Below are 18,502 nucleotides of genomic sequence, written 5' to 3'. Positions count from 1 at the left end.
CATGTTTGAGCGCCTTATCCAATTCGCCATCGAGCAGCGCATCATCGTGCTGCTGGCGGTGCTGTTGATGGCCGGTGTCGGCATCGCCAGCTATCAGAAACTGCCGATCGACGCGGTGCCCGACATCACCAATGTGCAAGTGCAGATCAACTCCGCGGCCGCGGGTTTTTCGCCGCTGGAAACCGAGCAGCGCATCACCTTTCCCATCGAAACCGCCATGGCCGGTTTGCCCGGCTTGCAGCAGACCCGTTCGCTGTCGCGCGCCGGGTTGTCCCAGGTAACGGTGATCTTCAAGGACGGCACCGACCTGTTCTTCGCTCGCCAACTGGTCAATGAGCGTCTGCAAGTGGCCCGTGAGCAGTTGCCCACCGGCATCGAAACGGCGATGGGGCCGATTTCCACCGGGCTCGGGGAAATTTTCCTGTGGACCGTGGAAGCCGAAGAGGGCGCACGCAAGGACGACGGCACGCCCTACACCCCGACCGACCTGCGGGTGATCCAGGACTGGATCATCAAGCCGCAACTGCGCAACGTGCCCGGCGTGGCCGAGATCAACACCATCGGCGGCTTCGCCAAGGAGTACCAGATTGCCCCCGACCCCAAGCGTCTGGCCGCCTACAACCTGACCTTGAGTGATCTGGTCACGGCGCTGGAGCGCAACAATGCCAACGTCGGCGCCGGCTATATCGAGCGCAGTGGCGAACAGTTGCTGATCCGCGCACCGGGGCAAGTCGCGTCCATCGATGACATCGCCAACATCGTGATCACCACGGCCGATGGCACGCCGATTCGTGTGCGCAATGTGGCCCAGGTTGAGATCGGCCGTGAGCTGCGTACCGGCGCCGCCACGGAAAACGGCCGTGAGGTGGTGTTGGGCACGGTGTTCATGCTGATCGGCGAAAACAGTCGCACCGTGTCCCAGGCGGTGGCGTCGAGGCTGGAGCAAATCAACCGTTCGCTGCCCGAAGGCGTGGTAGCCGTCACGGTCTACGACCGCACCAACTTGGTCGAAAAAGCTATCGCCACCGTGAAGAAAAACCTCTTCGAAGGCGCGCTGCTGGTGGTCGCGGTGCTGTTCCTGTTCCTCGGCAATATCCGCGCGGCGTTGATTACCGCGATGGTGATTCCCCTGGCGATGCTGTTCACCTTTACCGGGATGTTCACCAACAAAGTCAGCGCCAACCTGATGAGCCTCGGCGCGCTGGACTTCGGCATTATCGTCGACGGTGCAGTGGTGATTGTCGAGAATGCCATCCGCCGCCTCGCCCATGCCCAGCAACGGCACGGCCGCCTGTTGACGCGCAGCGAGCGCCTGCACGAAGTCTTCGCCGCAGCCAAGGAAGCCCGCCGCGCCCTGATTTTCGGGCAACTGATCATCATGGTGGTGTACCTGCCGATCTTCGCCCTCACCGGTGTCGCCGGGAAGATGTTCCATCCCATGGCCTTCACCGTGGTGATCGCCCTGCTTGGCGCGATGATTCTGTCGGTGACCTTCGTGCCGGCGGCGATTGCGTTGTTCGTCACCGGCAAGGTCAAGGAGGAAGAAAACCTGGTGATGCGCAGTGCGCGCCGCGCCTATGCGCCGGTGCTCGATTGGGTGATGGCACACCGGCCACTGGTGTTCGGCCTGGCGGTGTTGACCATCGTTGCATCAGGGGTGGTGGCCAGCCGCATGGGCAGTGAATTTATCCCCAGCCTCAGCGAGGGCGACTTCGCCCAACAGGCCCTGCGCGTGCCCGGTACCAGCCTGACGCAATCGGTGCAGATGCAGCAGCAGTTGGAAAAAACCTTGATGGCCCAGGTGCCGGAAATCGAGCGGGTGTTTGCCCGCACCGGCACTGCCGAGATTGCCTCGGACCCGATGCCACCGAATATTTCCGACAGTTACGTAATGCTCAAGCCCAAGGATCAGTGGCCTGATCCGAAGAAGTCGCGGGATGCCCTGATCGCCGATATCCAGCGCGCCAGTGCAATCGTGCCAGGCAGTGCGTACGAGTTGTCGCAACCGATTCAACTGCGCTTCAACGAGTTGATTTCCGGGGTGCGCAGCGACGTGGCGGTGAAGGTGTTTGGCGATGATATGGCGGTGCTCAACGCCACCGCCGGGGAAATCGCCGAGACCTTGCAAAGGCTTGGCGGCGCCTCGGAGGTGAAGGTGGAGCAAACCTCCGGCCTGCCCGTGCTGACCATCAATATCGACCGCGACAAAGCCGCACGTTTTGGCCTGAACGTCGGGGATGTGCAGGACACCATTGCGGTCGCCGTCGGTGGGCGCCAGGCCGGCACGCTGTACGAAGGTGACCGTCGTTTCGACATGGTCGTGCGTTTGTCCGATGCGCTGCGCACCGATATCGACGGCTTGTCGCGGCTGCTGATCCCGGTGCCTGCGTTGGCGGGTAGCGCGTCCGCGCAATTGGGCTTTATTGCCTTGTCCCAGGTCGCCAGCCTGGACCTGGTGCTCGGCCCCAACCAGATCAGCCGCGAGAACGGCAAGCGCCTGGTGATCGTCAGCGCCAACGTGCGTGGGCGGGATATCGGCTCGTTCGTGGACGAGGCCGAGGCGGCCATCAGCGCCCAGGTCAAAGTACCGGCGGGCTACTGGACCACCTGGGGCGGCCAGTTCGAGCAGTTGAAGGAAGCCTCCGAGCGCTTGCGCATCGTGGTGCCGGTGGCGTTGCTGTTGGTGTTCGGCTTGTTGTTCATGATGTTCAACAACCTTAAGGACGGGTTGTTGGTGTTTACCGGAATTCCGTTCGCATTGACCGGTGGGATCATGGCCCTGTGGTTGCGGGATATTCCACTGTCGATCTCGGCGGGGGTGGGGTTTATCGCGTTGTCCGGGGTGGCGGTGCTCAACGGCCTGGTAATGATCGCGTTTATCCGCAACCTGCGTGAGGAAGGACGTTCGTTGTCAATGGCGATCAATGAGGGCGCGTTGACCCGCCTGCGCCCGGTCTTGATGACGGCGCTGGTGGCGTCCCTCGGGTTTATCCCCATGGCCCTGGCCACTGACACCGGCGCCGAGGTGCAGCGACCGTTGGCGACGGTGGTGATCGGCGGGATTATCTCCTCTACGTTGCTGACCTTGCTGGTGTTGCCGGCGTTGTACCAGTGGGCACATCGCCGTGAAGAGGAGGTTGCCTGACTTCTTTAAAGCACCGCAAAACCATGTGGGAGGGGGCTTGCCCCCGATGGCGGTGGGTCAGTTGATACAGGTGTCAGCTGACACACTGTTATCGGGGGCAAGCCCCCTCCCACTCTAGACCTGCGCTGTTTTCAGGTGCTGGGGAAACACCAGGTTGAACCGCGTGAAGCGCCCAGGCTGGCTGCTGACGTCGGCGTGCCCCTGATGCAGGTGCATGATCGACTGCACAATGGCCAGCCCCAGCCCGGTGCCACCTTCGGCGCGGGTACGGCTGCTGTCGGCGCGGTAGAAGCGTTCGAACAGGTGCGGCAGGTGGTGCGCTTCGATGCCGCGCCCCGGGTTGCCCACCGACAACGACACGTGCTGGTCGTAGGTCTCCACCAGCAGCAACACGCTGGAGCCTTCGGGCGTATGGCGAATGGCATTGGACAGCAAATTGGAAATGGCTCGCTGAATCATCAGGCGATCCCCCATGACCCAGGCGTCGCCGCGCAGGTTCAGGGTCAGGTGCTTGTCTTCGGCACTCAGGGCGAACAGCTCCATCACCCGTTGCGCTTCCTCACCCAACGAGACCGGGCTAAACCCGGCCCGCGCCGCTGGGTGGCTGACCTGGGCGAGAAACAGCATGTCGGAGACGATGCGCGACAGGCGCTCCATTTCCTCGGTGCAGGATTCCAGCCCGGCCTTGTACTCCTCCAAGGGGCGGTCGCGGGACAACGTGACCTGGGCCTTGCCCATCAGGTTGGTCAACGGCGCACGCAGTTCGTGGGCCAGGTCGTCGGAGAACTGTGACAACTGCCGTACACCGTCATCCAGGCGATGCAGCATGAAATTGATACCCTGGGCCAACTCACCCAGCTCCTTGGGGAGGTTGTCCAGGCTCAGGCGATGGGTCAGGTCCTGGGTGCTGACCTTGGCCGCCACGCGGCTGAACTGCTGCAATGGGGCGAGCCCGCGTTGCACCAGCCACCAGGCGCCCATGCCGATCAGGATCAGCAGCAGCGGCAGGGCGATCACCGTGGAGCGCAGGTAGGCACTGAGCAACGCCTCGTCATCGGAGCGATCCAGTGACAGCAACACACGCACGTTTTCCCCGCTGTGCAATGGCAGCAGGCGGGTGGCACTGAGGATACGGTTGCCACGGTCATCCACCCAGTTCAGGTAGGCCAGGGCCTTGCCGGCGGGTACGTCGAGCAACAGCGGCTGCTGGGGCTTGGCACCGACGCTCAGCAAGACCGGCGCATCGGCTCCGGTGCCCATGATGGTCAGGTAGATGTTGTCGTGGCCCATGATCAGGTCCAGCAGCGAATGGGGGCGGGCGCTGATGTCGTCGAGGTTGAGGCCCAGGCGCAGGCTGTGCTCCAGCTGCTCCAGCTTGTTTTCCAGGCCCCTGCGCGCAAGTTTCTCCAGTTCGTGGGTCAAGGCCAGGTAGGCCAGGGTCGCCAACAGCACGACCAGGCCGGCGCCCATCAGGCTGACCGTCAGGCCCAGGCGCATCGACAGGCTGCTGGTCCTCATGGGCGCGCCTCCAGCACATAGCCGACGCCGCGAATGGTATGGATCAGCTTGACCTCACTCTGGTCATCGACCTTGCCACGCAGGCGGCTGATGGAGACTTCCACTACGTTGGTGTCGCAGTCGAAATTCATGTCCCAGACCAGGGAAATGATCTGCGTGCGGGTCATCACCTCACCGGCCTGGCGCATCAACACGTGCAGCAGGGCGAACTCCTTGGTGGTCAGGTCGATGCGCCGGCTGCCGCGATAGGCGCGATGCCGACGCGGGTCGAGTTCCAGGTCCGCGACACGCAGCACGTCGGGCAACGGAATATGTTCGCTGCGCCGTAGCAAGGTGCGCACGCGGGCCAGCAGTTCGGGAAACTCGAAGGGCTTGACCAGGTAATCGTCGGCGCCCATGTCCAGGCCCTTGATCTTGTCGGCCAGCCGGCCACGCGCGGTCAGCATCATCACGCGTTGATTGCCGTCGCGGCGTAGTTGTTCCAGTACCTCCCAACCGTCGGTGTTGGGCAGGTTGACGTCGAGGATCACCAGTTCATAGGTGTTCTGCCTGGCCAGGTGCAGACCATCGATGCCGCTGGCGGCACAGTCGACGACATAACCACTTTCGGTCAAGCCTTGCTGCAGGTAGTCGGCGGTTTTCTGCTCGTCCTCAACCACAAGGATACGCATGGGGATTTACCTTCAAGTGAAACGAAAGGAGATGACCTCATAGAGGCTTGAATGGGCGTAGGAAAACTCTGAAGCCTGAAGTAACTTTAGGGTCAAGCCGCGTCAGGCCGGTGCGACGATTCGTCACTGAACCGGCACACAAAAAAAACGCCCCGGCTGGGGCGTAAAAATTCATCTCTGTTCCAAAGGAGCTACACAAAAGCCGCAGAGATGAGATGTGTTCGATGCGCAGTATAAAAAGTGCAACTTAACGGGAAGGTGAGGTCGATATTACAGTTCTGACAGACTTCAACTTGTGAACAGATGTAGGGCATCGGCAAGTTAATGTAAGCGGGTGTCTTAGAGCACCGCCAAGGGATATTCGACAATCACCCGGACTTCTTCCAAGTCGGATTCAAACGAACTTGAGCGCACGGTGGCCTGGCGAAGTCGCAGCGACAGATCCTTCAAATTGCCGCTTTGCACCACATACTTGGCTTCGATATCCCGCTCCCAGCGACGTTGGTCGGTCAGCGGGTTGCCGGCGCCATCGCGGCGCATATACACCGCGTTGGCGTTGCTGTAGTCGGCGTCGGTGCCCTTGCCGTAACGGGTCATGAATGACAGGCCGGGAATGCCGAAGGCCTGCATGTCCAGGTCGTAGCGCACCATCCACGAGCGCTCCTTGGGCGAGTTGAAATCGCTGTACTGGATCGAGTTGTTGAGGAAGATCGAGTCCGACTGGCGCAGGTAATCGAAGTCGTCATCGCCGTTGTTGCGCTGGTGCGACACGGCCAGGCTATGGGCGCCAACCTTCACCCCGAGGCGGGCGCTCCAGATGTTGTTGTCGAATTGCCCGAGCAGCTTTTTGCCTTCATCCACCGCCTTGTAATAGTTGACGTCGCCAAACAGCGAGACGTCGTCATTGAGTGGGTAACTGGCGGCGCTGCCGACGTAGTACTGGTCCCAGGCGTCTTTCAGGCGGCTGCTGTACAGGCTGACGCTCAGATGCTTGTTGAGTTGGTAATCGCCGCCGAAATAGCCGATCCAGGGCGAGTCGACCGGGCCGGCATAAAACGTCGCGAAACCTTTGTTCATGCCGCTCTCGTTGGGCTGGCTCATGCCACTCAGGCGCCCACCTTGCACGCTCAAGCCTTCGAGGCTGGTGTTCTGCAAGGTCACACCGCGAAAACTCTCGGGCAATACACGCGAATCGCCGTAGGCCACCACCGGGGTCAGCGGGAATACGTCACCGGCCTTGATCACGGTGTCCAGCACGCGCAGTTTCGCGGCGCCGCCGACTTTGCTGTAGTTGTCCTCGGGGTGGTTGCTGCTGTCCACCGGCAGGACGCCGAACGACCCCTTGCCACCGCTGCGGCCGGTGCCCGAGTCGAGCTTTACGCCGACCATGGCAAAGGCGTCCAGGCCGAACCCTACGGTGCCTTGGGTGAAGCCCGATTCGAACTTGCCGATCAAGCCCTGGGCCCAGGCTTCGGAATAGCCATTGCCGGTGGGGCTGGACTGGCCCTTGCGATCATCGCGGTTGAAGTAAAAGTTACGCGCCAGCACGTTCACGCTGCTGCCTTCGATAAAGCCTTCGGGTGTGTCTTCCACGGCCACGGCTGCCAGGGGCAAGGCCGCACACAGTGAAAGGGGAAGTGTGACGTAACGGATACGCATGTTCAGCTCCTCGGTGTTGGCAGTTATCAGCTTCTTATGGAGGTGGGCGTTCTTATTGATCTGGCCCGGGCTGATAGTTGCAAACCGAAGATAACGGCTGCGTGGCGCGGACATTACAATTCTGGAAACTTGCGGCCACCTAACAGATAAGTAATGTTCCAGTGAACATGGCGTCAGGGTTCGCTGGTTAATCTCGGCACTGAACTTTCAGTCGAGGAACCTGTTATGAACTTTTATAAAACTGCCCTGGGTGTATTCACTGCCGTTCTGTCATTCGGTGCGCTGGCCGAAGGCGGCGGCGACCGTACCTTCGCCCTGATGATGGAGCGCAACGAACAAGCCATGGCCGCCTACGCCGCGAAACAGGGCAAGCCGGCGCCCGAGGTGCAGGCGTATCGCTATGGCCTGGAGTTGGACATTGCCAAGGTGGTCAACGTGACGCCGCCGATCCGCTCGTGCAACGCTGTACCGTCGCGGATGACCTATGAAGACTCCAACGGCAAGCTCAATACCCTGGAATACCAAGTGATGGGCGTGTGCCGAAATAACGGCAGTTAATGGCTCTGGAAAAAGAATGGGGCGCAGCCTGGATCGGCTCTTCAGAAAACGCCGGCAGCGCCGATGCAGGTCAGGTCCCTCTCCCCTAATGACCATCGGTGCCCCATGTTCAACACCCGTTTGAAGCAGGAGCTGTCGGCTCTTCGCGAAGAATTGTCCAGCTTGCAACAGGTCAAGGAGAGCTTGGAAAGCGAAATGCTGTGCCTGACGCTGGACGCAGACGGCCGGGTGGAGTGGGCGAATGCCAACTTCCTGCAGGAACTTTCATACTCGTCGGGCAACCTGTTGGGACGCCCCATCGAAGACCTGGTGCCCGCCCATGTGCGCCAGGACGAATTTCAACTGCGTTTCAAGAACGCACTGGTGCGTGGCGAACACTTCGCCGGTGCCGTGCGCCTGATGCGGGGTAACGGCAAGGAAGCGTGGCTGCGTTCGATCGTGCAACCCGTACGCAGCTCAGATGGGCGCATCAAACATTTTTCGATGTATTCCAGCGACCTGACCCGCACCATCGAGGCCTCGCGCGAGCACGAAAACCTGATCACCGCGCTGGTGCGTTCCACGGCGGTGATCGAGTTTGACCTTGAGGGCCATGTGCTCACCGCCAACGACCTCTTCCTCAGCGGCATGGGATACAGCCTGGCGCAGATCCAGGGCAAACATCACCGCATGTTCTGCGAACCGCAGGAGTACAACAGCGCCGAGTACCAGCAGTTCTGGAACCGTTTGAACGCGGGCGAGTTTGTCGCGGCGCGCTTCAAGCGCGTGGACAGCCATGGCCGTGTGGTGTGGCTGGAAGCAACCTACAACCCGGTGCTGGATGCCAATGACCGCCTTTACAAAGTGGTCAAGTTCGCCACGGTGATCACCGACCAGGTCACTCGTGAGCAGGCGGTTGCCGAGGCCGCCAACATTGCCTACAGCACCTCCCTGCACACCGACGACAGTGCCAAGCGCGGCACCACGGTGGTGAGCCAGGCGGTCGATGTGATGCGCGACCTGGCCCAGCACATGCAACAGGCCGGCGACGGCATCGAAGCACTGAATGCCCAGTCCCAAGTGATCGGCAGCATCGTCAAGACCATCAGTGGCATCGCCGAACAGACCAACCTACTGGCACTCAACGCAGCCATCGAGGCGGCGCGAGCGGGTGAGCAGGGTCGAGGGTTTGCGGTGGTGGCCGATGAGGTGCGGCAACTGGCATCACGTACCAGCAAGGCCACCGAGGAGATTGTGGGGGTGGTGCGTCAGAACCAGGACATGGCCCGTGATGCGGTCACCCTGATGACCGACGGCCGCCTGCAAGCCGAACAAGGCTTGGCCCTGGCGGCTGAAGCCGGCACGGTGATCGTGGAAATCCAGGATGGCGCGCAGAAAGTGGTCAGCGCGGTCGGGCAGTTTGCCAACCAGCTGTCGAGTTGAGTTGTCAATGTGGGAGGGGGCTTGCCCCCGATGGCGGTGGGTCAGTCACCGATGCATTACTGTCAACGCCCTCATCGGGGGCAAGCCCCCTCCCACATTTTGATTGCATTTCAATCCCAGGGTCAGCGCCCGAGCATCTTCACCCAACGCGATGGCGGCATGCCGTAGGTGCTGCGAAATTGCCGGGTCATATGGCTCTGGTCGGTGAAGCCGGCGGTCATCGCCGCATCCACCAATGATTGGCCCTGGGCCAGCAAGTGACGCACCAGATCCAGCCGGCGCATGGTCAGGTAACGGTAGGGGCTGGTGCCGAACAGCAAACGGAAATCCCGCGACAAGGCCCAGCGATCGCGCCCGGCGTGATCGGCGATTTCATCCAGCGTGATGCTGCGGCCCAGGGCGCTGTGGATAAATTCGCGGGCGCGCTCGGCGGCCACGTAATCGAAGGTCTTGCGGCTGATAATGGCACCGGAGGCGTTACTCAGCGCGTGGGCCAGATCGAACATCGCGTCCTGTTCCTGCAACGGGTCGATAGGGTTATCCAGGTTTTGCAATAACACTTCGCTGGCGCGGAACAGCCTTGGGTCAGTGGATAAACCGTTGGGGATAAACGGCAACGGCTTGCCGCCGAGGATCTGTTGGATCAGCGACGGCTCTACATAAATCATCCGGTACTTGAAGCCTTCGTCACTGCCGGCGTGGCCGTCGTGGGTCTCATCGGGGTGAAGCACCATGGTCGTGCCGGGCAGGCTGTGGATCATGTCGCCGCGATAATGAAAACTCTGCACGCCGAACAAGGTACGGCCGATGGCGTAGGTGTCATGGCGATGCGGGTCGAACGCGAAGCCGGCAAAGTACGCCTCGATACGGTCCAGGCCGCTGGCGTGCGGGGCGCGGTGCAGCCAGTCGAGAGTGGGGGTGGGTTTACCCATGGTGACTTGTCACAAAAAGAGGTGGAAACACGTTAACCCAGTCTGCGTCCCTTGTCTGCCGGGGTCTTGTACGATTGTGCAGGGGGCAGGCGAGGCCTATGATCGCGGTTCGTGCCCTGTGCTGATGGAGTTGCTCCCATGGATGTTCTCAACCCCGCCTACGTGGCGCCGCTGGTCTCCCTGGCCCTGCTGTGGACGGTGGCAGTGGTCACGCCCGGCCCCAACTTCTTCAACTCGGCGCAGCTGGCCGCCAGCTGTTCGCGCCGCCATGGCGTGGTGGCCTCGGCAGGTGTGGCCACCGGGACGATCATGTGGGGGTTGGCGGGTGGCCTGGGCATCAAGTCGCTGTTTACCGCCGCGCCGATGCTGTACCTGGCGTTCAAGATCATCGGCGGCTGCTACCTGATCTACCTCGGGTTGAAACTGTTCAAGCGCTCGGCTCCGGCCATGGGCCAGAGCCTGTTGCCGGACGAACCCCGGCGTTCGTTATTTTCCGCCTGGCGCCTGGGCTTGTTGGGCAACCTGTCGAACCCCAAGGCTGCACTGTTCGTCGCGACCATCTTCGCATCCACCATGCCGCCGTCACCGTCTCCGATGCTGCTGACCCTGGCGGTGATCACCATGGCGACCTTGTCGTTCAGTTGGTACTCCAGCGTGGCCCTGGTGTTTTCCAGCGCGCGCATGGCCAACCTCTACAGCCGTTCGCGTAAATGGCTCGACCGCTTTGCCGGTGGGTGCTACATGCTGTTCGGCGCACATCTGGTAGCGAATCGCTGACCACCCGTGGTAAGAAGCCTTACTTTCAAAAGCGAGGCGGATCATGAGCAAGTTGCGCGTAGGGATTATTTTTGGTGGCCGTTCGGCCGAGCACGAAGTCTCGCTGCAATCGGCGCGCAACATTGTCGATGCCCTTGACCGGTCACGCTTCGAGCCCATCCTGATCGGCATCGACAAGGCCGGCCACTGGCACCTCAACGACACCTCGAACTTCCTGATCAACCAGGAAAACCCGGCCCTGATCGCCCTCAACCAATCCAATCGTGAACTGGCGGTGGTGCCCGGCAAGGCCAACCAGCAAGTGGTGGAAACCTCAGGCAGTGGTTTGCTGGAACACATCGACGTGATCTTCCCGATCGTCCATGGCACCCTCGGCGAGGACGGCTGCCTGCAAGGTTTGCTGCGCATGGCCGACTTGCCTTTTGTCGGCTCTGACGTACTGGGGTCGGCGGTGTGCATGGACAAGGACATCAGCAAACGCCTGCTGCGCGACGCCGGCATTGCCGTCACCCCGTTCATCACCCTCACGCGCCGTACCGCGGCCCGCACCTCGTTTGACACGGCCGTGAATACGCTAGGCCTGCCGATGTTCGTCAAACCGGCCAACCAAGGCTCCTCGGTGGGGGTGAGCAAGGTCGCCAACGAAGCTGAATACCACGCGGCCGTCGAACTGGCCTTGGGCTTTGATGAGAAAGTGCTGGTGGAGTCCGCTGTCCAGGGGCGCGAGATCGAATGCGCCGTACTCGGCAACGATAACCCCATCGCCAGCGGCTGCGGCGAGATCGTGGTGAGCAGCGGGTTCTATTCCTACGACAGCAAGTACATCGACGACCAGGCCGCCCAGGTGGTGGTCCCGGTCGATATCAGCACTGAAGCCAGCGAGCGAATTCGCCGCCTGGCGATCGAGGCGTTTGAGGTGCTCGGGTGCGCAGGGTTGGCTCGGGTCGATGTATTCCTCACCGATGACGGTGAAGTGTTGATCAACGAAATCAACTCACTGCCCGGTTTTACCCGTATCAGCATGTACCCCAAGTTATGGCAGGCGGCGGGGATGAGTTACAGCGAGTTGGTGAGCCGGTTGATCGAGCTGGCGCTGGAGCGGCACGCGGGGCGCAAGGGCTTGAAGATCAGCCGCTGAACATACCGAGAGGGCGCTGTGACGAGTGGCCCCGCCACAGGTGGGATGTACGCGCTCAGGGTTTGCGAGCGATCCACGAGTAGATCAGCGTCTTCGTCTCCTGCGGGTGATGGGTCCTTCGGCGGTAGCTGGCAAACAGCGGCGACGTGCAATACGTACACACTTCACTCACCTCGATCTGTTCGCGCCGAACCCCGGCCGCTTGCAGCAGCATCAGCCCATACCGGCTCAGGTCAAACCAGGCACTGCCTGTGTGTCTTGCTTGGGGGGGCGTGATGTGCGGCGCCAGCAGCGGTCGCGGTTGCTCAATGCTCCATGGCGCCCGGTCGTGTTGCCATAAGTGGCCCTGGTCAGCCTGGAACTCGGCAATGAACCCTTCGCTCACTTCATAACAACACGGTTTGATCGATGGCCCGATGGCGACCAGCAACTGATCGACGCCAATCCCTGCGTCGGCAAAGTGCTGCACGGTAGTGGCGACAATCCCGCGTTGCAGGCCTTTCCAGCCGCCATGAACGGCCGCTACGCGTTCGCCATTTTTGGCGGCGAACAGAATGGGCAGGCAATCGGCGGTGATCACTGCGATCGGCTGGTGATGGCCTGTATGTACCCCATCCGCCTCGATCGTATTGGCCACCTGGCCCGCCTGCCACTCAATCACCGCGGCGCTGTGCACTTGCTTGCAGATGAATACTTCATCTGGCCGCGATGGGTCGTCGATCAAACAAAAACCATGGTCGACACCCGCGAGGGAGTCGAGATTATTGGCCTGCTGCAAGGGGCTTTCTCCGCTGATTGATCTCAGTCACCGTATGCCTCGCCTTCCCGTCGAGGGTCCGCGCCACCGCTCAGCGATACCTTACCCTGGGCGTCGCGCGTGCGAATGATCGCCTGGATACCGCTGGTCATCTCAATCTCGCTCAGCGCATGACCCTTGTCCTTGAGTGCCTGTTTCAACACGGGGCTGAACAAACCGCTTTCCAGTTCGGTTGCGCCATTACGGCTGCCGAAGTTGGGTAGGCTGATGGCGGCTTGCGGGTCGAGGTTCCAGTCGAGCATGGCCACCAGTGACTTGCTGACGTACTCGATGATCTGCGACCCGCCCGGCGAGCCCAGTGTGGCCAGCAGCTCACCGCTCTTGCGGTCGAACACCAGGGTCGGCGCCATGGCCGAGCGCGGGCGTTTACCGGGTTGTACGCGGTTGGCCACCGGCTGGCCGTTTTCTTCGGCAATAAACGAGAAGTCGGTCATCTGGTTATTGAGTACAAAGCCCTGGACCATCAGGTGCGAGCCAAACGCGGCTTCCACCGTGGTGGTCATCGACACGGCGCCACCCCAGTCGTCCACCGCTACCACCTGCGAGGTGGAGATGCGCAGCGGCGAGCGGTCGGGGGCGTAGGCCACCTGGATACCGGCCGGCTGGCCGGGCTTGGCGATGCCCAGGCTGCGGTCACCGATCAGCGCGGCGCGTTGGGCCAGGTAGCTCGGCGCGACCAGGCCGGCCACGGGCACCGGTACAAAGTCTGCATCGGCCACATACAGCGCACGGTCGGCAAAGGCCAGGCGACCGGCTTCGGCGATCAGGTGCACGGCTTCGGGTACCGGCTCAAGGCCGGCCGGCGAAGCGCTCTTCACCGGCCTCATGGGGGCGATGGCCAGGCGTGGGTCGCGGGCCTCCAGCGCCTGCAATGTGCCCATGATCTGCGCGATGGCAATCCCGCCCGACGACGGTGGTGGCATGCCACAGATTTTCCAGCGCTTGTAATCGCTACACAGCGGCACGCGTTCCTTTGCCGCATAGCCCTTGAGGTCGGTTGCCGACAGGCTGCCTGCATTGTGGTTGCCCTGCACCTTGCGGGCGATCTCCTCGGCAATCGGGCCGTTGTACAGCGCGTCCGGCCCCTCCTGGGCGATGCGCTTGAATACGGCGGCCAGCGCCGGGTTTTTCAGCAGGGTGCCGGTGGCTTTCGGCGTGCCATCGGCATTCAAGAAGTAGGCGGCCATGTCCGGCGATTGCGGGATAAAGCGGTCAGCGGCAATCAGGCTGTGCAAGCGCGGGGAAATCGCGAAGCCCTGTTCCGACAGACGAATCGCAGGCTCGAACAGCTTGGCCCATTGCAGGCGACCGGTCTTTTTGTGCGCCATTTCCAGTGCACGCAACACACCGGGCGTCGCCACCGAACGCCCGCCAATCTGCGCATCGGTAAACGCCATCGGCTGGCCGTCGGCCTTCAGGAACAAGCGCTCAGTCGCCCCGGCCGGTGCTGTCTCACGGCCGTCATACGCGTGCACGTTTTTTCCGTCCCACAGCATGATGAACGCACCACCGCCGATGCCGGACGATTGCGGTTCCACCAGGGTCAACACGGCCTGCATGGCAATCGCCGCGTCGATGGCAGACCCGCCCTGGCGCAGCATTTCACGCCCGGCCTCGGCCGCCAGCGGGTTGGCGGCGGCCGCCATATGGTGCTGGGCGTGCTGGGTGGTGAGGTCGGCGCGATAGCCCGACCCCAACTCCGGCGCCGGTGGCTGTTCGTTGACGGGGGGGTGGCAGGCCGCGAGGGCCAGGGCTGCGGCAATGATCGTCAACTGACGGCGGTAAATCGAAAACACGCGCTGAACTCCGTTCATTTTGAGAATGATCTGTTGTTCGTGGGTTACTGCGTTCTACAGGTAAATCGTGCCTTGCATATACAGCACCGCCTTGCCGGAAATGATCACCCGGTCGCCCTTGAGCGCACAACGCAACTGGCCCTTGCGTGTGCCGCCTTGCTCCGCCGTGAGGGTCGACTTGCCCAGGCGCTCGGCCCAGAACGGTGCCAGCGACGTGTGCGCCGAACCGGTGACCGGGTCTTCATTGACGCCCACGTTCGGCCCGAACCAACGAGAGATAAAATCAAATCGCGCGCTTTTGGCCGTCACTGCAATCCCACGCTTGGGCAGGCCCTTGAGTCGCGCAAAGTCTGGCGTGAGCGCGGCGACCTGGGCTTCGTCCTCCAGCAACACGATGTAGTCATCGGTGCCGAACACCTCGGCGCTTTCAATCCCCAGGGCGCTCAACATCCCGGCGGGCGGCTCACAGGGTTGCGGCGCTTTGGCAGGGAAATCCATCGCCAGTTCATCACCCTCGCGCGTGACCCGCAGCTCACCGCTGCGAGTGGCAAAACGCAGCACTTGAGGCGCATCCGGCAACTGGTGAATCAACACCCACGCCGCCGCGAGCGTGGCATGGCCGCACAGGTCCACTTCGACTTGCGGGGTGAACCAGCGCAACTCATAGAAGTCGCCACGGGGCACGAAGAACGCGGTTTCCGAGAGGTTGTTTTCGGCGGCAATGTTGTGCAGTTGCGCGTCGCTCAGCCATTCGGTCAGTGGGCACACCGCAGCGGGGTTGCCGCCGAAGGGGTGTTGGCTGAAGGCGTCGACTTGGTAGATGTCCAGTTTCACCGTAGGGCACTCCGTGTGGGGGGAGGCTGGACACTAGCAGTGGGCTCAGGGAGCGTCAAAATACAGATGGGATGTTTTTTTTGCGCGCGTGAACAACCATGCTGAGCCATCGCGGCAATGCGCTGCGCATGCTGTGTACCGGTTAGGTGGTCGCCGCGCAGTATCAACCGGCGTAAAACGCCGGCGCTGGGTGCTCACGGCTCTTTCCTTTTTGAGGTGTCAGTCGGTCACTGCGATTGCCTGTGCCAGCTGCATGTCACTCATGTGCGGCGCAGGGTAAGCCGTGTGATAGGTCCTGATGGCCTGTTCGAATTGGGCGCCGCGGATATCGCCATCCGACCCCATGAATGCCAACGCATCGCTCTTGGCGGCCGTGAGCATTTCGAAGGGCTTGGACGTGAGCCACGCGGTGCCGGAGGTGAGCAGGAAGGGCGCGCCGGTGGTCATCATCGTGGCGCGTTCGAACGGGGTTTTACCTTCGGCGGCGTTTACGTACAAGGGAAGGGCTGATAGTGCGAGGGTGAGGAGCAGGCGTTTGGCGGCCATCGAACACTGATTCCATTTAGTGCTGGGGAGCGCGGGATACTAACAGCCCACAGGGCTTTTTTGCGGGCATAAAAAAACGGCCTACCTTTCGGTAAGCCGGTTTTAGTTGCGCAGGCATTTGAATGGGGTGGATAAGATCATGATTTCATTTATTTTATATTGTGCGGTTAGGGGTATACGCGGCGCCCGATTGAACGCCATAACGAAGTCTAAACGTAAGAAATCTGCGTTGTACGCAACCAGTGGTGCAGATTTTTAATGTCTGCTTGGCTATCTGCTAAGCGGGCCAGCAGTGCTCGTTCAGCGCTTTGGGTTACGCGTCAATCGAGGGCAAATGCTGTTCGATTACGCCTAGCCACCCCATACCCGGATATGTTTCAAAGCCTGGCGTTATCGAGTAGCCCTGAATGAGGTTTTTACTCAGGACGCTGTATCCGCTCGATTGGGTGGCTTTAGTCTGTAACTCGACGCTTTCGCCCAGATGATTCTGTGTATCTGAGCTAGCAATTATCCTGTGGTTGTCGTCGATTATCATCAATCGACTTCGCGGGCGTTCTTCCTCGCTCAAGCGAACTCCTTTTAGAACGGAATCGGCTTGATTTTTCCAGTCGAAAAAAATCCCGATAACGCCAATCACAGGCGTCTGTTTACCGGCCTTGCTGCGCACAGCAGCACTGAATGCGCAGGTTTGTGAGTCGTTCAGAAGCGGCTCGGCAGTTACTTGGCCAGCGAAATACTGATCACCTGAAGAGTGAAGCATTGCTCTTTTAAACCAAGGCTCGTTCGCGACATTGGCTCCGATGACTCTGCCAAAGGTCCCCGGTCGGCCCGACGCTATGATTCGTCCACTGCTGTCAGCGACCCAGATATCTAAGTACACGGTGTAACTGTCGAGAATGATGCCAAGGCGTTCGCTGGCATAGACGCAGCTTTCTGGTGAGCGATTGGTCAGCGCGTCTACCAACGATGCATCAGTTGCCCACCAGCGCACGTCGCATGTGCGCTCGTAAAGGTTTCGATCGATGATCTCGATCATGTTAAGCGACAGATCAGCCAATCGCTGACCCCGTACGTCAAAGCACATACCGCGACCGAGCGCTGTCAGTTCATTGACCGAAACCTGCAAGTCTTCGGTCAGCCCGCTGGCAATTTTCGAGATACGTTCGGAGATATTTTTGACTTCTTCGGCCACAACCGAGAACCCCATCCCGGCCTTGCCTGCATGGGCGGCTTCAATGAGTGCATTGATTGCCAGCAACCGAGTTTGGCGAGTGATTGCCTGTATATCACTGACACCACGATTCGCCAGAGACTCCACTTCCCGGGAAAGGGAGACGATCCGTTCGGGTTCGATCATTTTCTTTCTGCTTCTACCAGTTATTGATGGCGGCAGTGGGTTGCTTATCAATGAACGAAGAAAATACAAAACTGGGCTATAGCTGCCCTCTAATCGAATGAAGGTTGGGACCCCTCTCACAACAAGATCGGCTGATTTCATTGGGCCATTAGGTGAATCCGAAAAAATTAATCCAAATATTCAAGCCCCGGATCCCTCTTGGCTTGGGTCGTAAGGAATGGGGCCCCCCTGAGCGCTGGCAAGAGCCTAGAGACTCAGCAGTTTGAATACGGCATTCTTGACGTGGTCAGTCCTAGGAGGGCAGGGCGGCGGTGCCGCATAGGGTTGACCCTGTGCGCATCGAGCGCCGAACCTAGACGGTTTCATTCAGAAAACTCAGTGCAGTGCAGGGAGTTGCTTCGGGTGGAGCAATCCCATGAGCATCGTTCAGATCGGATAGATAGCTCTGGTTCTGGTTGTCAGTTGGGTTGCTACCCGTGAAATCTACTTGGTCTTGCACGGATCATCAGGAATATCATCAGCTAAGGGAAAAGACGATGAAGCTTAGTTTTTGGCAGTATATGAGGGGTTACGCAATTGGTATGGCAGCGTTTCGCCTTTGGAAACTCTACCGAGGTGATCCTTTGCCAAGTGTGCTGGCGAATTATGGAATTTCGCTTGTTCTCGGCGCGATTTTTTACGGGATCGGGACGGTTCTCATAGTGAAGCGCGACCAGTAAGGATGAATCGCTGCGCACCACCGGCCCTTGATTGGGATGCGTCTGCGCGTAGATCAGCCGCTTTCTGCCGAGCGAAAGCGCCGCCCACTTCCGGGTAGCCGCCAAGACCAAGCCATGACCATTTGCCGTCTGGCTTCTTGTAGCGTAACTCCCAGGACTTTTGGCCGTTTGGCTTGACCCTGAAATACAGGCCTGGGCTGTCTAGTTCGCGGTATGCCCCGGCCTCAGGCTCCAGGCTGGAAAGTGTCGTGCCAGCGAGAGGGCGCGTCGCTTGATATCGGTGCGTTTCATCCTTGTATGTCTTCAGTTCAATTATTTGTGAAACATACACGTGGGCATAGGCGGAGGGGGATGATAGGAGGATAGAGGTGAACAGCCAGAAACAAGAAAGCCCGCACTAGGCGGGCTTCTTGAGGTGATTCATAGACTGCTGTAGACATCTATGGATCGGTACTTGGTGGTACACAGTCATTTGAACTGGTGTTGTAAGTTGATGTAATTAAAGGGTTTTTTGATTCTATGTTAAATATGGCATACATGTAGGCATACAAGCTGCATGTTTCTGTCTGTTGTCCTCTCGGTATCCCCGCTTGGTAAAGCACCACCAGATGGT

General features: G+C 60.3%; 14 protein-coding genes and 2 pseudogenes. 6 read left to right on the top strand and 10 right to left on the bottom strand.

Features of this window, described 5'->3' with window-relative positions; genetic code table 11:
* Position 1: 1 nt before the first annotated feature.
* On the top strand, positions 2–3,145 hold the full coding sequence (locus tag QU606_RS13795; RefSeq protein WP_304998453.1) for a CusA/CzcA family heavy metal efflux RND transporter: 3,144 nt from the start codon (positions 2–4) through the stop codon (positions 3,143–3,145).
* A gap of 114 nt (positions 3,146–3,259) precedes the next feature.
* Here QU606_RS13795 and QU606_RS13790 read toward each other — a convergent pair whose 3' ends face one another.
* The 3 genes from QU606_RS13790 to QU606_RS13780 form a co-directional block, all read right to left on the bottom strand.
* A complete protein-coding gene (locus QU606_RS13790) occupies positions 3,260–4,663 on the bottom strand; it encodes a heavy metal sensor histidine kinase (RefSeq protein WP_304998452.1) in 1,404 nt (467 codons plus the stop codon).
* Complete coding sequence (locus QU606_RS13785; protein ID WP_024073232.1) at positions 4,660–5,334, bottom strand: heavy metal response regulator transcription factor; 675 nt, start codon at positions 5,332–5,334, stop codon at positions 4,660–4,662. Before QU606_RS13785 ends, QU606_RS13790 begins: the two co-directional genes overlap by 4 nt.
* A gap of 339 nt (positions 5,335–5,673) precedes the next feature.
* Positions 5,674–6,993: an OprD family porin gene (locus QU606_RS13780; RefSeq protein WP_024073233.1), complete on the bottom strand. Its 1,320-nt coding sequence runs from the start codon at positions 6,991–6,993 to the stop codon at positions 5,674–5,676.
* 225 nt (positions 6,994–7,218) lie between these two features.
* Here QU606_RS13780 and QU606_RS13775 point away from each other — a divergent pair, with 225 nt between their 5' ends.
* The 3 genes and pseudogenes from QU606_RS13775 to QU606_RS32940 all read left to right on the top strand — a co-directional run bounded on the left by QU606_RS13775 (position 7,219) and on the right by QU606_RS32940 (position 8,973).
* Positions 7,219–7,551, top strand: coding sequence for a DUF2790 domain-containing protein (locus QU606_RS13775; RefSeq protein ID WP_069075238.1), 333 nt, complete (start codon positions 7,219–7,221; stop codon positions 7,549–7,551).
* A gap of 63 nt (positions 7,552–7,614) precedes the next feature.
* Positions 7,615–8,433: pseudogene (locus QU606_RS32945) on the top strand (PAS domain-containing protein); the annotation flags it as partial.
* Positions 8,434–8,541: 108 nt separating this feature from the next.
* On the top strand, positions 8,542–8,973 hold the full coding sequence (locus QU606_RS32940; protein WP_370531115.1) for a methyl-accepting chemotaxis protein: 432 nt from the start codon (positions 8,542–8,544) through the stop codon (positions 8,971–8,973).
* 122 nt (positions 8,974–9,095) lie between these two features.
* Here the strand turns inward: QU606_RS32940 and QU606_RS13765 are convergent, their stop codons facing one another.
* Positions 9,096–9,905, bottom strand: a complete 810-nt coding sequence (locus QU606_RS13765) for an AraC family transcriptional regulator (RefSeq protein WP_024073236.1) — start codon at positions 9,903–9,905, stop codon at positions 9,096–9,098.
* Between the two features lie 138 nt (positions 9,906–10,043).
* Here QU606_RS13765 and QU606_RS13760 point away from each other — a divergent pair, with 138 nt between their 5' ends.
* Positions 10,044–10,682 (top strand): LysE family transporter, encoded by a 639-nt coding sequence (locus QU606_RS13760; protein ID WP_304998451.1) that lies wholly within the window; start codon positions 10,044–10,046, stop codon positions 10,680–10,682.
* Positions 10,683–10,725: 43 nt separating this feature from the next.
* The gene (ddlA, locus tag QU606_RS13755; RefSeq protein ID WP_304998450.1) at positions 10,726–11,820 is read left to right on the top strand and encodes a D-alanine--D-alanine ligase; all 1,095 of its coding nucleotides are present in this window, start codon (positions 10,726–10,728) and stop codon (positions 11,818–11,820) included.
* 55 nt (positions 11,821–11,875) lie between these two features.
* Here the strand turns inward: ddlA and pgeF are convergent, their stop codons facing one another.
* The 6 genes and pseudogenes from pgeF to QU606_RS13725 form a co-directional block, all read right to left on the bottom strand.
* Positions 11,876–12,598 carry a peptidoglycan editing factor PgeF gene (pgeF, locus tag QU606_RS13750; RefSeq protein ID WP_304998449.1) on the bottom strand — a complete coding sequence of 241 codons (723 nt, stop codon included), beginning with the start codon at positions 12,596–12,598 and terminating at the stop codon, positions 11,876–11,878.
* Positions 12,599–12,621: 23 nt separating this feature from the next.
* The gene (gene ggt / locus QU606_RS13745) at positions 12,622–14,451 is read right to left on the bottom strand and encodes a gamma-glutamyltransferase (RefSeq protein ID WP_168232474.1); all 1,830 of its coding nucleotides are present in this window, start codon (positions 14,449–14,451) and stop codon (positions 12,622–12,624) included.
* Between the two features lie 36 nt (positions 14,452–14,487).
* The gene (locus QU606_RS13740) at positions 14,488–15,267 is read right to left on the bottom strand and encodes a PhzF family phenazine biosynthesis protein (RefSeq protein WP_024073241.1); all 780 of its coding nucleotides are present in this window, start codon (positions 15,265–15,267) and stop codon (positions 14,488–14,490) included.
* A 219-nt stretch (positions 15,268–15,486) separates the two neighbouring features.
* Positions 15,487–15,813, bottom strand: a complete 327-nt coding sequence (locus tag QU606_RS13735; RefSeq protein WP_168232472.1) for a DUF2388 domain-containing protein — start codon at positions 15,811–15,813, stop codon at positions 15,487–15,489.
* Positions 15,814–16,126: 313 nt separating this feature from the next.
* Positions 16,127–17,170, bottom strand: a complete 1,044-nt coding sequence (locus tag QU606_RS13730) for a methyl-accepting chemotaxis protein (RefSeq protein WP_168232471.1) — start codon at positions 17,168–17,170, stop codon at positions 16,127–16,129.
* Between the two features lie 744 nt (positions 17,171–17,914).
* Positions 17,915–18,180: pseudogene (locus tag QU606_RS13725) on the bottom strand (Arm DNA-binding domain-containing protein); the annotation flags it as partial.
* Positions 18,181–18,502 lie beyond the last annotated feature (322 nt).

The organism is Pseudomonas sp. OVF7 (assembly GCF_030644265.1).
Classification (GTDB): domain Bacteria; phylum Pseudomonadota; class Gammaproteobacteria; order Pseudomonadales; family Pseudomonadaceae; genus Aquipseudomonas; species Aquipseudomonas gorinensis.
Note: the sequence above shows the minus strand (reverse complement) of the source record. Positions and strands in the feature narration are given on the sequence as shown.